The sequence below is a fragment of the Burkholderia sp. SRS-W-2-2016 genome (genome assembly GCF_001931485.1).
Taxonomy (GTDB): domain Bacteria; phylum Pseudomonadota; class Gammaproteobacteria; order Burkholderiales; family Burkholderiaceae; genus Paraburkholderia.
Genome location: NZ_MSDV01000077.1, coordinates 1 through 12315, shown reverse-complemented (window position 1 = coordinate 12315; position 12315 = coordinate 1). Strand labels below are relative to the sequence as shown.

At 60.7% G+C, this 12315-nt stretch carries 11 protein-coding genes, 2 pseudogenes and 1 other annotated feature; of the genes and pseudogenes, 10 read left to right on the top strand and 3 right to left on the bottom strand.

Features of this window, described 5'->3' with window-relative positions:
• Positions 1 to 254 precede the first annotated feature (254 nt).
• Positions 255 to 878 (bottom strand): DUF1845 domain-containing protein, encoded by a 624-nt coding sequence (locus BTH42_RS31845; RefSeq protein ID WP_075305160.1) that lies wholly within the window; start codon positions 876 to 878, stop codon positions 255 to 257.
• 635 nt (positions 879 to 1513) lie between these two features.
• Here BTH42_RS31845 and BTH42_RS31840 point away from each other — a divergent pair.
• The 9 genes from BTH42_RS31840 to BTH42_RS31805 all read left to right on the top strand — a co-directional run bounded on the left by BTH42_RS31840 (position 1514) and on the right by BTH42_RS31805 (position 9301).
• A complete protein-coding gene (locus BTH42_RS31840; RefSeq protein WP_075305159.1) occupies positions 1514 to 1780 on the top strand; it encodes a hypothetical protein in 267 nt (88 codons plus the stop codon).
• A complete protein-coding gene (locus BTH42_RS31835; RefSeq protein ID WP_075305158.1) occupies positions 1777 to 3183 on the top strand; it encodes a hypothetical protein in 1407 nt (468 codons plus the stop codon). Before BTH42_RS31840 ends, BTH42_RS31835 begins: the two co-directional genes overlap by 4 nt.
• A gap of 73 nt (positions 3184 to 3256) precedes the next feature.
• Positions 3257 to 3484 carry a hypothetical protein gene (locus BTH42_RS31830; RefSeq protein ID WP_075305157.1) on the top strand — a complete coding sequence of 76 codons (228 nt, stop codon included), beginning with the start codon at positions 3257 to 3259 and terminating at the stop codon, positions 3482 to 3484.
• Positions 3485 to 3633: 149 nt separating this feature from the next.
• Positions 3634 to 5016, top strand: coding sequence for a metallophosphatase family protein (locus BTH42_RS31825; RefSeq protein ID WP_075305156.1), 1383 nt, complete (start codon positions 3634 to 3636; stop codon positions 5014 to 5016).
• A gap of 219 nt (positions 5017 to 5235) precedes the next feature.
• On the top strand, positions 5236 to 5826 hold the full coding sequence (locus BTH42_RS31820; protein WP_075305155.1) for a hypothetical protein: 591 nt from the start codon (positions 5236 to 5238) through the stop codon (positions 5824 to 5826).
• The gene (locus tag BTH42_RS31815) at positions 5814 to 8135 is read left to right on the top strand and encodes a nuclease SbcCD subunit C (protein WP_075305154.1); all 2322 of its coding nucleotides are present in this window, start codon (positions 5814 to 5816) and stop codon (positions 8133 to 8135) included. The genes BTH42_RS31820 and BTH42_RS31815 overlap by 13 nt, the downstream gene beginning before the upstream one ends.
• Before the next feature lie 75 nt (positions 8136 to 8210).
• Positions 8211 to 8417 carry a hypothetical protein gene (locus tag BTH42_RS31810; RefSeq protein WP_075305153.1) on the top strand — a complete coding sequence of 69 codons (207 nt, stop codon included), beginning with the start codon at positions 8211 to 8213 and terminating at the stop codon, positions 8415 to 8417.
• Between the two features lie 61 nt (positions 8418 to 8478).
• The gene (locus BTH42_RS35720; protein WP_178392278.1) at positions 8479 to 8637 is read left to right on the top strand and encodes a hypothetical protein; all 159 of its coding nucleotides are present in this window, start codon (positions 8479 to 8481) and stop codon (positions 8635 to 8637) included.
• 85 nt (positions 8638 to 8722) lie between these two features.
• Positions 8723 to 9301 carry a hypothetical protein gene (locus tag BTH42_RS31805; RefSeq protein ID WP_075305152.1) on the top strand — a complete coding sequence of 193 codons (579 nt, stop codon included), beginning with the start codon at positions 8723 to 8725 and terminating at the stop codon, positions 9299 to 9301.
• Between the two features lie 144 nt (positions 9302 to 9445).
• On the opposite strand, the pseudogene BTH42_RS31800 reads toward BTH42_RS31805, so the two are convergent.
• Positions 9446 to 9757 (bottom strand): annotated as a pseudogene (locus BTH42_RS31800) (integrase core domain-containing protein); the annotation flags it as partial.
• A 43-nt stretch (positions 9758 to 9800) separates the two neighbouring features.
• Here BTH42_RS31800 and BTH42_RS31795 point away from each other — a divergent pair.
• Positions 9801 to 11171, top strand: coding sequence for an IS30 family transposase (locus BTH42_RS31795; RefSeq protein ID WP_075305151.1), 1371 nt, complete (start codon positions 9801 to 9803; stop codon positions 11169 to 11171).
• A gap of 34 nt (positions 11172 to 11205) precedes the next feature.
• Here the strand turns inward: BTH42_RS31795 and BTH42_RS34500 are convergent.
• A pseudogene (locus tag BTH42_RS34500) lies at positions 11206 to 12137 on the bottom strand (IS3 family transposase); the annotation flags it as partial.
• Positions 11740 to 11856, bottom strand: a sequence feature (AL1L pseudoknot). It overlaps the preceding pseudogene by 117 nt.
• Positions 12138 to 12315: the final 178 nt, after the last annotated feature.

Sequence of the window (12315 nt, the reverse complement as noted above, 5' to 3'; positions counted from 1 at the left end):
GCGCAGCGCAGCGGTGAGTGCGGCACCGTGCGAGCGTATCGATTTGCCGCGTTCGGGCGCAGGTAGCGCAGGCATCGCGGCGGTGTGGCGGGTGATGTCGATGACGACAGGTCGTCCCGAGTACTGGGCGTGCAGTGCCTGAATTTGCCGTAGATCCATATGTGTTCCTCAACAAGTTGACAGGTCGAGCGTATCCATCCGGTCACCAGGTCAAGTGAGCCGGACTATCAAGAAGGCGTGAGAGATCGAAAAGGTCAGCTTTCGCGGCGCTCGCCGTCGAAGTCGTACTGGTCGTTGTCGGGCATGCACACCTGAACGATGTGTTTGAGTCGACGCTCCGCGTTCGTGAGAATGTTCGCGCGATCCTGGTCGGTGATCTTGCGTTCGATCATCCGCTCGGTGGATCGCACGAAGATCCGGTCATACTGCGTCAGGCATCGCACCAGCAGACCCGCGAGCGGACGAGTGATCGTCAGTTCGATCAGTTCGTGCGGCATTTCGAGTCGACGCGCTTCGTGGCGCGCCAGCCACTCATCGGTCTTGCCGAGCCAGTTCGACGTGTCACGCAACGCCTTCTCCAGGGCTCTGACCTTGCCCCCACGGGCGACGGCAATCTTCGAGGCGCAGAAGTTGTAGTCGGACCTGATGTAGTTGCGGGCGAACTGCGAGCTGTACCGGAGCACCGTTTGCGAATCGGTCTCCGGGTTGATCCGGTCGATCCGGCTGTCGCTCGTGAGGCGTTCGATGGGCTTCAGCCCGCTGCCGGATGCTGACGGGCTCGCCGCTGAAGCGGGTGTGGCAACACTTAGCGCTGGACGAGCGGCGTCGCCTTCCGGCTGCCGGTCGGGCTCGGGGGAAAGTTCAAGGACTGCGGCCATGGTTATTTTCAGGTGTGGTCTCTCTCACCGTCCATTTTCAACGCGAGCCCCCTGACGAATTCAGGCAAAAGCTATGCCGTTTTCGTGATCTTTCGGGGAATTTGCGGCACCGTTTTGGGCAATACTGACTCTACTTCTCGCGTCCCTGACGCATCGACACTGACCCGGCTAGCCCGGAGTCCATCTTCTGTCCAAGTCGTGCCCTGCGCATGCTCCGACCAGCCGGCAACTGGTGTGGAATCTTCTGCTGATGAGCGCCTGGCCCGCGCTCCCCATTCATTCAGTTATAAAACTCGTCGCCGGCCGCATTCATTTGCGCCGCGACATCGTTCGGGCCCGGATCATTCGGGTGTTCTCTCTCCAGAGCCCGTCTCGGTAGAACGATCGTAGTGGACTGAATCCGTGATCCTGCGGCGGAATGAATTTTTCCGAAAATGGGCTGTTGCGCAGCGTGATCATGCTGCGCGGGAACGACCTAACGTTCCCGACTATGAGCCTCACGGCTCCCTGAGCGCCACGACCCCAGAAGGGTTGTGGCGCTCGGATCATTTCATCCGAATCCCGAAGCGCGCTCCTCTGACCGAGGAACGTGCTTTTTTTCGTCCTTCAGTTCCTGTCCCGTACGGAGGTCTTCCATGCTTCCCGACCGTCTTGACCAGCGCATTGCCCTGGCGATCAGCGACACAATCGCCCCGGAACGCGCATCTGCAGATACCGCATCGCCAGCATGGCGCACGCGGTGCGAGGTAGCACGGTTCGCGACGTTCAGCGATACCGAGCGCCGCGTTTTTCTTTCACACGTTGCTGACCGCCGCGGCGAGGCGGCCGCGCACGAACTGGAGCAATCGGCCAGCGAGCTGCGCACCACAGCGATCTTTTTCCTTGCGAGAAAACCCTCATGAACGCAGTTCTCAGCATGTACAACGGTCCCGTGCGCAGTGTCGTTGAAGAACGGGCCTTGCGCCCGCCGGTGATCGGACACATCCGGCCCGGCATCAAGGTGCTCACATCGAAAGCCCGCGGCAACAATCGCGCCGTTGAAATCTATAACGACATGGTTGCGGCGGGTGATTCGTTCGACACGATCGGCAAGGTGATCGAATCGAAGTGCAACCTGAAAAATGCACTCGCGCCGAAGAACACGCCGTATTTCACGTGTCGCCGGTCGGACTTCACCAATCCGGATGTGGCCGACGAGATTCTCAGGCTGTATGGCGAGGATCGTGGCGAGGGTTTGAAGCTCTACCGCTTTCCGGTGCTCTTTGCGTTCAACGACTGGATGCAGAACCTGCCGAACCAGATGGCCGTGTACGGCACCAACGGACGCAAGTTCTTCTCGCAGTACGAGCGCGACGGCATCCGCTATTGCATGACGTACGCGAAGATGGAGCGCGATCAGCGGGCGCAACGCACGGTTCGCCACTTCGGCGGCCGCACCGTGATCCGGCGGCAGGATGAAGCGATTCCTGATGGCATTTGTGACCCCGAACAGTGTCCGCAGTATCAGGCGAGACATTGCAACCTGTCAGCGAGTTTCATCTTCGCTGTGCCGGACATCAAGGGTCTGGGCCTCATCGAGTTGCCGACGAATTCGATCTACGTGCTTCAGAAGGCGTATTCGGCATTGCAGACCGTGCAGCTTGCCAGAGGCAAACTGACCGGAACGCGGTTCTGGCTCACGAAGCGCGAGTTCGACATCACACGAATCAACGAAAACGGCGAAGCGGTTCGGGCCAGGCAGTTGCTCACGGTGCTCGACGCTGATATCGACATCGGTGCACTGCTTGACGGCGCCGATGACGCGCTGCCGGCAGTCGAAGCGGCCGGACAGGCGGTTGCATTGATCGAGGCCGGTGGCAATGTCGTTCCCCTTGGCGGCGGTTTTCCAGTCGTCGTTACTGCTGAGGGGGCGCACGGCGAGAGCTCTGTCGACCACCGCGACCCAACGCCGGATCATCAGGCATCCAGCCAGCAACAACCGGTACAGCTTGCTAGCGGGGCCGAACCGGGTCATACGCATCCGCACGCGCCTTGTTCGCAAGCTGTCGGCAGCGCGGGCGATGTAGTCGAAACGCTCGCTGACAAGTTGGACCGTATGTCGGACCTGCTGAAGCGTCTCGGGTTAAGCGCGCAAAGCCGGAAGGATGATTTCCGGGTCTTTGCGCACACCACCTATGGACGTGGATGGGTCGAGCGGTCACCGGATGTCGACAGCATGAACGAGCGCTTGGAGAAGGCACTGACTGATCGCGCAGCACTCGATCGCGAGATCGCGGCGACCAGGCAGCCGAAGTTCTTCGATTGACCGGCTTCCCCCCTTTCTACAACCTTCCCACCGGTGCCAGCTCCTCGGGGCTGGCACTGGTTTGAGTTCGACCATGAAAGAATCCATGCAGATCGATGAATGGAGGTTCACGCGCAAGCGAGTCATGTTGACGACCCGGTTGCCGAAATTCCCGGTAGCCGATCTCACAAAACCGTGGGTGATGCTTGAGGCAGAGGACGGTAGCGGTCTGACCATTGCATTGATGGGACCGGACAGCCCCGAATCGCGTGCAGACGCAGCGAGGATGATGAAGTTGTGGAACGAGGCGCTTAGCGAGTGAACACCCGGGCCAGTGCGTTTGAGGCCGACTGATTGCTCGCAACTACAAGCCTTGACCTGCAGCAAAAAAGCTCTTTTCCTGCTCCCTCCCGGGCGCGCATACCAACAATGGCTGCCGATTGGCGGCCTTTTTCATTTCTGGAGGCGAAAATGAAATTCGCACATTTTTCTGACCTGCATTACGCGCCCGACAATCTGGCCGAGTCCGACCGCTGTTTCAGTTTTGCTGTTGGCAATGCGATCGCCAGCGGCGCTCAGGTTGGCGTCATTTCCGGCGACTCGACGGATCACCGGCTCGATGCGCATGCGCCGTCGTTGCACGCGCTCGCGATCCAGATTCACCGGCTTGCCAACGCGATGCCTGTGCTGATGTTGCAGGGTACGTTCTCGCATGAGCCCCCGGGGACACTGGATAACTTTGCCCTCATGGGCGGTGTTTATCAGATCCATGTTGCGGATCGCGTGTCTCAGGTCGCGCTCGTCGATGGCCGTTTCTGGGCATCAAAGGGACCGGTCTTCTCGGACGACGAACTGCGTCAGCTCATCGACGTCATGCCCGAAGTGGTCTTCACCTGCCTGCCCACGGTCAACAAGGGCCAACTGGCTGCGAGCGTTTGCGCGCTCGAGGCCGGTACGGGGCTGGGCGATGTGCTCGCCGCATATCTGGCGGCGGCGGGCCGGGTGAACAGGCAGCTTCGCGCAGCGGGGATTCGGACGGTCGGTGTCTCGCACGGTACGGTCAACGGCTGCACGACAGAGCACGGCGTCACGATGGCGGGATTCGATCATGAGTTCTCGCTCACGGCATTGTTCGAAGCCGAATGCGATGGCTTCATGCTGGGCCATATTCACAAGGAGCAGCAGTGGGAACGTGACGGCAGGCTCGTCGCGTATCCGGGCTCGATTGGCCGCTTTCACTATGGGGAAGAGGGCGAGAAGGGCTATCTGTCGTGGGACATTGAACCGGGCGGTGCCGCAGCAACGCTCGTCGCAACGCCTTCGCGTCAGATGATCTGCATTGACTTCGACGGCCCACCGGACATGGCAAGGCTTCAGGAGCTCGCAGCGGACGCGACCGACAAGTTCGTGCGTGTGCGCTGGCAGGTCGACGAAGAGCATCGGCAGGTAGTCGATCGTGAGGCGATCAAGGCGTTGTTTTCCGGCGCCGCGGGTCTGAAGGTCGAATCGCGGGTGCTGCCGGTGGTTCGCAGCCGTGCCCAGGGTATCAGTCTGGAAACGACCGTCGAGGGGAAACTCGCGCGCTGGTGCGAACTGGCCAGCGTTGACGCCAGCCCGCTTGAGGACCGGTTGCAGCTACTCGCCTCCGGCGAAGCGGAAGCGATCGCGGCCGGTGTGCTCGCCCGTCTCGTCGCTGAGCCTGAAGTGTCGGCGCTCGCCACGGTGCTCACGCATCCCGCGGCATCGCGGGAGACGACGGACAAAGTCGCGGCCGCACCGGTCGGGACTGATAAGAAGGCGACCGCTACATCCGCGTCGCTCGACTGGCTCAACGACGATCTGTTTGCGGCCTAGCCGCCATGGCGAGAGTGGCCCGTACGGCACTCTCGCGCGGAACACAGCCGTGTTCCGGAAGCCGGCCCGCTCGTACACGACCGCAGGCTTCCGGAACAAGGTTCACCCGCGTCCCTGACGCATCGATAGCAGTCTGCTACATCCATCTTTTTCTAAAACCCTGGCGGGGATTCATCCCTTCAGGGGATGCACTCCGCCCATCTTCCGTGGAGTGTCATCATGTTTGGTCTGTATCCCGCCGGTGCCCAATGGGTCCAGCATTTCACTGCAAACCGCTCGCCGCGCGAGATCCAGAAGGTCCTCACCGACCACGCTGGTTATCACGCGAGCATCTTTCATCTTCCCTTTGGAGAGCATCGCGGCGCAGTGATCGCCCAGTCGGACCGCTTCCTGATCCTGACTGCTGCCGTCAACGCGGCAAGCGCGGATCTGGCCGTTGTGCCTGACGTGCAGTTGCAAAACCTGCTGTGGTCGTTCAACACAGGCTATGCAAACCAGTGGGGCTCGCGCGAGCTGCTCGCCCTGACCGGCGTCGATAACTGGGACGCGCTTATCCGGCGTACCAGCGCGGCCTATGCCGCAGTCTGCAGGACGGTTGGCGAAGTCGTCGACGGGTCGTTGGAAAAGAGAGCGGCGCAAGAGGCCGCTCGGGTGGCCGCCCAGGCGGCTGCAAAGGCTGAACAACAGCCAGCCCACCTGCCTGATCCGATCGTTGGAAGGATGTTCTCCAACGACGATGATGCGCCGTGGTGGCCATCGGACTATCTGTACGATGCGCCGCTTCAGGAGGTGCCGACATGCGCCCACTGAAACTGACGCTGAAGGGCTTTATTGGTGTTCGTGACGGCATGAAGCGCGACACCGTCACGCTCGATCTCGAATCGCTTCCGGCAGGCCTCATCGCGTTGACCGGTCCTAACGGTGCCGGAAAGTCCACGCTGATGGACAACCTGCACCCGTACCGGATCATGCCGTCGCGTGCTGCAAAAGCGTCGGTCGACGCGTTCTCGTACTGGGACCACGTCTACGGCGCGCACGCGCTCAAGGAGTTCGAATGGGAGCATGGCGGTGTGCTGTACCGCTCGTCATTCGCGTTCCGCAAGCCCGGTAAGACCGGCAAGGCCGAGTACTACCTGGCGTGGCGCGATGCGGATGGAAACTGGCAGCCCATGCAGTCAGGGGACGGTACCGTCTCTGATGGCAAGGCGGAGACCTATGACCTGTGCGTTGAATCGGTGTGTGGCTCGCTGGAGTCGTTCTTTACCAGCGTGTTTTCTGCCCAGAACCGGCGTCCGCTCGCATCCTATGGTGCGACTGAGATCAAGGCACTCCTCGCGGAACTGCTGCATATCGATGACCTTCGCAGCCTGTCGGCGAAAGCCGCCGACGTCGCGAAGGCGCTCGGTCGTGCGCTTGACTCCACGCAACAGCAGCTCGTTGCGCTTGGATCCAGACGCGATCGCGTCGCGCAGATCGATCAGGCCATCGCTTCCGATGCACAGTCCGTCACCTCGACTCGCGAGAGCCGGGAGACGCTGAACGCGAAGGTCGCAACCCTGACCGACCAGCGCGCCATTCTTACTGCGAGGCAGACTGCCAACGCCGGTGCGCAGGCCCGACTGAGGGAACTGGGCACGCGGCGAAGCCAGATAGTGTCGGCCATGCAGGTGCTTGTGACCGATGCGAGCGCCGACGAACGGCGCCTGAACCAGCGGCGCGCCTCGTTGCGTTCGTCCATCGCCGAACACAACGCAGTGATAGCGCAACGTGAAGCGATTCTGGGTGCCGCCGCAGCACGTGATGGCGCCCACGCACGTATCGCGAGCGAGGAAGGGCGTGTCGAGCCTATCCAGAGGGAGATTTCTCTCCTCGAGGAAAAGCAGCTTGCGCTGATCGCGGCGACTTCGCGCCTGAATGGGCTTGAATCGGAAGGGACGTCGAAGATGACGCTCCTGAAGTCGCTGGAACAGCAGGCGAGTGTGATCAGCACCGTGCCCTGTGCCGGTCATGAGATGCACAACACCTGTCCTTTGCTCACGCAGGCCCGTCAGGCAGACGTACAGGTTCAGGAGCACCGCATTTCGCTCACGAACCTGCGTACGACATTTCGCGCCAAACGCGATGAGATCGCGCTGCTGACGCCTCAGGTGCAGCAACTTGCGGCCAGGCGGGCGGAGCTGAAGGCGGTCAATGATGCGATCGCGGCCGCGCGCCGTGACCTTCAGAAAGCTGTCGATCTCGCCGCACGCAAGCCTCTGCTCGATGCAGCAACCGAGGGTTTGGGTAAAGCCAGCGAAGAACTGGCCGCGCTCGAGACCGAGGAAGCAACTCTGCGTACACGCCGTGAGGCGCAGCAGGGCCGTCTGTCGGAAGAGGTAAAGGAACTGGACGCGGAAGTCGCACGCCTCGGCGTCGACGACGTAACCGGTGCTATCGCCGATATCGACCGGCAGCTAACGCAGTGTCGTGAAGCCATCACCGCAGCCGATGCCCGGATCGAATCACTGATCCGCTCGCAGACGACGCGTGAGGTCGAGCGACAGGCGATCGCAACCGAGCTTGCGGGGTTCGACGCGACACAATCACGTGCGAACCGCATCTCCGATGAGATTGCCCAGTGGAGGCTGCTCGCGAAGGGCCTCGGCAACGAAGGCGTGATTGCATTGACGATCGACGATGCGGGCCCCGCGCTCACAAAGATGGTGAACGACCTGTTGCTCGCCTGCTACGGCATGCGCTTCACGGTCGAGATTCAGACGCAGCGGGCACTGGCGAGCGGTGAACTGCGCGAGGGGTTCGAAATCCTCGTGCATGACGCCGATCACGACAGCACCAAGGCAGTCACGGTGATGTCCGGTGGCCAGAAGGTCTGGATCAACGAGTGTCTGACACGCGGCATCGCCCTGTACCTGGCAAGCAATGCTGGCCAGCCCTACCAGACCCTGTTCAGCGACGAGTCCGATGGCCCGCTCGATCCGCAGCGCAAGCTGCAGTTCATGCGGATGAAGCGGGAGGTGCTGCGCCAGGGCGGTTACGAGCGGGAGTTTTTCATCTCGCAGACACCCGATCTGGTTGCGGAAGCTGATGCAGTCATTGACGTCGAGGCGCTCGCTGCCTGAGCGCTGTCATTTCTTAACCCTGTGGGGAACGTCCCCACAGGGGCGTTCCCTCGTTTTTCGATAACGAGGTATCCCGTGCAAAACCTTCTGTTGCTGCTCTACGTCGCAGGCCATCCGTCGCTCAGCGCCTACCCGGCAAATGCCGCAGCCCGCATCGAACCGGCCACACCGGCACCGACGATCGTTGCCCGCCAGCCGCGTGGCGAGCCGGGCGACTTTGTCCTCTGCAAGGATGGTCGCGTCCTGGTCTTCCCGGCAGCGCATCCGCAAACCTGTTCCTGATCGCGCGAAGCCCCGGCCTCGAAAGAGCGTCGGGGCTCCCTGCGCAAACCTGGAGATGACCATGAAGAAGCAGATCGCAGCAGCAACCGTGATCGGGGCAATGCTCGCGCTTGCATGCCTGCTCTGGGAGCAGCAGTCGCTTGCTGCGCTTCACAAACATGCGACGCGTGTGCCGGGCAATAGCCTGTCGCCATTCGACCGGCAACTTCGTCGCGTCTGACTGCCGCCATCGAAATCTTTTTACCCCGACCGGGCAGACCTCCCGGTTGGGGGAGGTTCGCCCGGCATCCCCTAAGGAGCCGAAATTGACCTTCTCATGCAGTGACTTTTTAGATGATGTAATGCGCAGTCTCGTCCACTCACAGGCGATCACTGAGGCCGACATTCCTGCCGATGATCCCGGCAAGGCCGCAGACGTTGCGACTGCGGCAATCATCGCGATGCACCGTGCCGGCCTGTTCGCCCGCTTCATGCGCGAGCTGCTGAACGCGGTGGAAACGTTGGGAACTATCGCTGAGGCCCACGGTGTCGATGCGCTGGTCTTCCTGTTCGACCTGCAGGCGGCGATTCTCAACGATACCTATATCGATGCACACGCCGGCATCGACGGTCGCATCGTCGAACTCGTATCTCAGCTGCCGTCGGCCGCTGAATGGATGAAGCATCTACGGAATCGCGAGGCCACCCTGGTCGTCGTGCAGCCGATTCCGGACATCCGGGTCAGAGCGGACGGCGACGCGAATTTCTACCATCTTCTGGACGGGAAGGACTGGGTTGCAGCTATTCAGATGAATGGCAAGTACACGATGCGGATGCAGGAAGCCATGCTGCAGAAGTTTGCGGAGTTGTTGCGCAATCCCTCAGCTCACACTTGCCGATCATGAACCGGAGACTGCCTCAAGAGACTCAACTCGGCGTGTTGACCGAAGATGGTTACCTGCTGCTTGAGGTCAGTACCTGATTAGCAATGCGGTCAAAGAGGTGCAACAGTTAGTGAACCGAGCCGGGAATCGTGGAGGCTATTGGGTTTAAGTTAAAGCAGGCGCATCAGCAGTATTTCTGAGTTGCCTGTAGTAGTTTGCCTCAGCTTCAGCGGGCGGGATATAGCCGAGCGGTTCCATCAGTCGATGATGATTGAACCAGGCCACCCATTCCAGCGTTGCCAGTTCGACGGATTCCTTCGTTTTCCACGGGGCGCGCCGATGAATCAGTTCCGTCTTGTACAGGCCGTTAATCGTTTCAGCCAGCGCGTTGTCATAGCTGTCGCCATGGCTGCCGACCGAAGGCTCGATGCCCGCTTCGGCCAGACGTTCGCTGTAGCGAATGCTGACGTATTGGGCGGATTCAACCGGTCGTTGCAACATCTCCTGAAGGAGGTGTCAAATGGGACGACCACAGGGCTGGGGTTCGGAACAGACGGGAAGACCAATAATGCGATCGCCTGGCAGGCCTAGTGTCAATCAACTCGAGACAAAGCGAGCGTTCTGGAACTGTATCCGGCAGGGCATGGAGACCGAGGCTGCAGCGCTGGAATGTGGCGTGTCGCAACCTCTGGGACCAAGGTGGTTTCGTGAGGCGGGAGGAATGCCGCCAATCGAACTGACGCCGGGCGGTGGGCCCTATCTGTCTTTTTCCGAACGCGAAGAAATCGCGTTGCTGCGGGCACAGGGTTGCGGGGTTCGTGAGATCGCGCGGAGACTGCAGCGCTCACCTTCGACCATCTCACGCGAGTTGCGCCGTAACGCTGCAACCCGTGGTGGTACTTTGATATACAGGGCGACGGTTGCTCAGTGGAAAGCAGAGCGTGCAGCGGAACGTCCCAAAGCGTCCAGGCTGGCAGGGAACGAGAGATTAAAGAAGTATGTGCAAAGTCGATTGGCCGGAGCAGTCACCGACTCTGGAGGCAGGCCGATTGCCGGACCTGACGTACCGTGGAAAGGACGACGACAAGGCCGGCGCGCGGACCGGCGTTGGGGCACCTGCTGGAGTCCCGAACAGATCAGTCGACGATTGCAGGTTGACTATCCCGACGACAAATCCATGAGAATCTCTCACGAAGCCATCTATCAGGCGCTTTACATCCAGGGCCGTGGCGCTCTGCGACGAGAGCTTACTGCGTGTCTGCGTACGGGCCGTGCACTTCGTGTGCCTCGAGCCAGGACGCAAAAGCGTGGAAAGCATTTCATCACTGCGGAGGTCATGATCAGTGAACGACCGGCTGAGACTGTTGACCGCGCTGTTCCGGGCCACTGGGAAGGTGACCTGATCATTGGCCTTAACCGATCTGCGGTAGGCACGCTGGTCGAGCGTACCACCCGCTTTACAATGTTGCTCCATCTCCCACCTATGGAGGGCCATGGCGACGGCGTGCGAGTCAAGAATGGGCCACCGCTGGCGGGGCATGGAGCGGAGGCTGTCCGTAATGCCATAGCTGCCAAGATCGTGTTATTGCCAGAGCGGTTGAGACGATCACTCACGTGGGACCAAGGCGCAGAGATGGCCCAGCATGTGCAGCTTCGAATCGATACGGGTCTGGAGATCTATTTCTGCGATCCTCAAAGCCCGTGGCAACGTGGGACCAATGAGAATACAAACGGTCTGTTACGTCAATACTTTCCGAAAGGCACTGACATCAGTCGGTACACGGAGCGTGAACTCGATGCCGTCGCAGACGCACTGAATTGCAGACCGCGTAAAAGCCTTGGATGGAAATCACCAGCAGAAGCACTGAGAGATCTACTACTCGCGTCATAAACATCAGGTGTTGCAACGACCCCTTGAACCTAAGTTGGGACCCCCTGTCGGAATGGTGTATCAATGTCCCGTTCTCGGCTGGTTGCCGCGCATACAGCGCCTGTTCAAGTGCGTCCAGAACGAAGTCCGTGGTCATCGACGAACTGACTCGCCAGCCAACGATACGGCGAGCAAACACGTCGATCACGAACGCCACGTAAAGCCAGCCTTGCCATGTCGAAACGTACGTGAAGTCCGAAACCCAGAGCTGATTCGGCCGCTGCGCCTTGAATTGCCGGTTGACTCGGTCCAGCGGACGCGGTGCGCTTTTGTCGGCAATCGTGGTGCGAATGCGCCTGCCGCGAACCGCACCACGCAGACCTTGCAGCTTCATCAGCCGACCGACCGTGCAGCGCGCGACCACAATGCCCTCGCGGTTCATCTGCTTCCAGACCTTCGGCACACCATAGACCTGCATGTTGGCCTGCCAGACACGCCTGATCTCGGGTTGCAGAATCTCATCTCGTTTCGCGCGGGCGCAGCGTCTGGACGGATCGCGAAGCTGTGCCGCATGGCGTCGGTAGCCCGACGGGGCAATCCGCAAGACCTTGCAGATCGGCTCGACCCCAAAGGTGTCGCGATACTGATCGACGAAGGCCTTCAGGACTTGAAACGGCGGTCGAGCTCCGCCTGGGCGAAAAGCGCGCTCGCGACCTTGAGAATCTCGTTGGCACGACGCAATTCCTTGACCTCGCGCTCCAGGGCCTTCAGCCGTTCGCGTTCGTCGGTGCTCACGCCATCACGCTCGCCCTGGTCAACCTGGTCACGCTTGACCCATTCGTGCAGCGTCTGCGGCGTACAGCCGATCATCGGTGCAATCGATTCGACCGCCGCCCACATCGACGGATGTTCGCTACGTTGCTCGCGCACCAGACGCACTGCGCGCTCGCGGACTTCCGGGGAAAACTTGGTTGCCTTCTTGTTCATGGCTCCATTCTCTCAAGAGTTGGAGCCTCCACCAAACCCGGCTCGGTTCACCAGCGCTGCAATACCAGCGTCATCGCATGCTTTGATTTCCGTGGCGCTGTAGTACCCGCGATCGGCCAGCGCCTTGAGCTTCTTCCTGCCCATCGCTTCGCGCGCGGCTTTGGCCATCGGGCTTAGC

Excerpts from the sequence above, each read along its gene's own strand:
- BTH42_RS31820 (WP_075305155.1), top strand. The coding sequence starts at position 5,236 with ATGTTTGGTCTGTATCCCGCCGGTGCCCAATGGGTCCAGCATTTCACT.
- BTH42_RS31815 (WP_075305154.1), top strand. The coding sequence starts at position 5,814 with ATGCGCCCACTGAAACTGACGCTGAAGGGCTTTATTGGTGTTCGTGAC.
- BTH42_RS31835 (WP_075305158.1), top strand. The coding sequence starts at position 1,777 with ATGAACGCAGTTCTCAGCATGTACAACGGTCCCGTGCGCAGTGTCGTT.
- BTH42_RS31830 (WP_075305157.1), top strand. The coding sequence starts at position 3,257 with ATGAAAGAATCCATGCAGATCGATGAATGGAGGTTCACGCGCAAGCGA.
- BTH42_RS35720 (WP_178392278.1), top strand. The coding sequence starts at position 8,479 with ATGAAGAAGCAGATCGCAGCAGCAACCGTGATCGGGGCAATGCTCGCG.
- BTH42_RS31825 (WP_075305156.1), top strand. The coding sequence starts at position 3,634 with ATGAAATTCGCACATTTTTCTGACCTGCATTACGCGCCCGACAATCTG.
- BTH42_RS31845 (WP_075305160.1), bottom strand. The coding sequence starts at position 878 with ATGGCCGCAGTCCTTGAACTTTCCCCCGAGCCCGACCGGCAGCCGGAA.
- BTH42_RS31840 (WP_075305159.1), top strand. The coding sequence starts at position 1,514 with ATGCTTCCCGACCGTCTTGACCAGCGCATTGCCCTGGCGATCAGCGAC.
- BTH42_RS31795 (WP_075305151.1), top strand. The coding sequence starts at position 9,801 with ATGGGACGACCACAGGGCTGGGGTTCGGAACAGACGGGAAGACCAATA.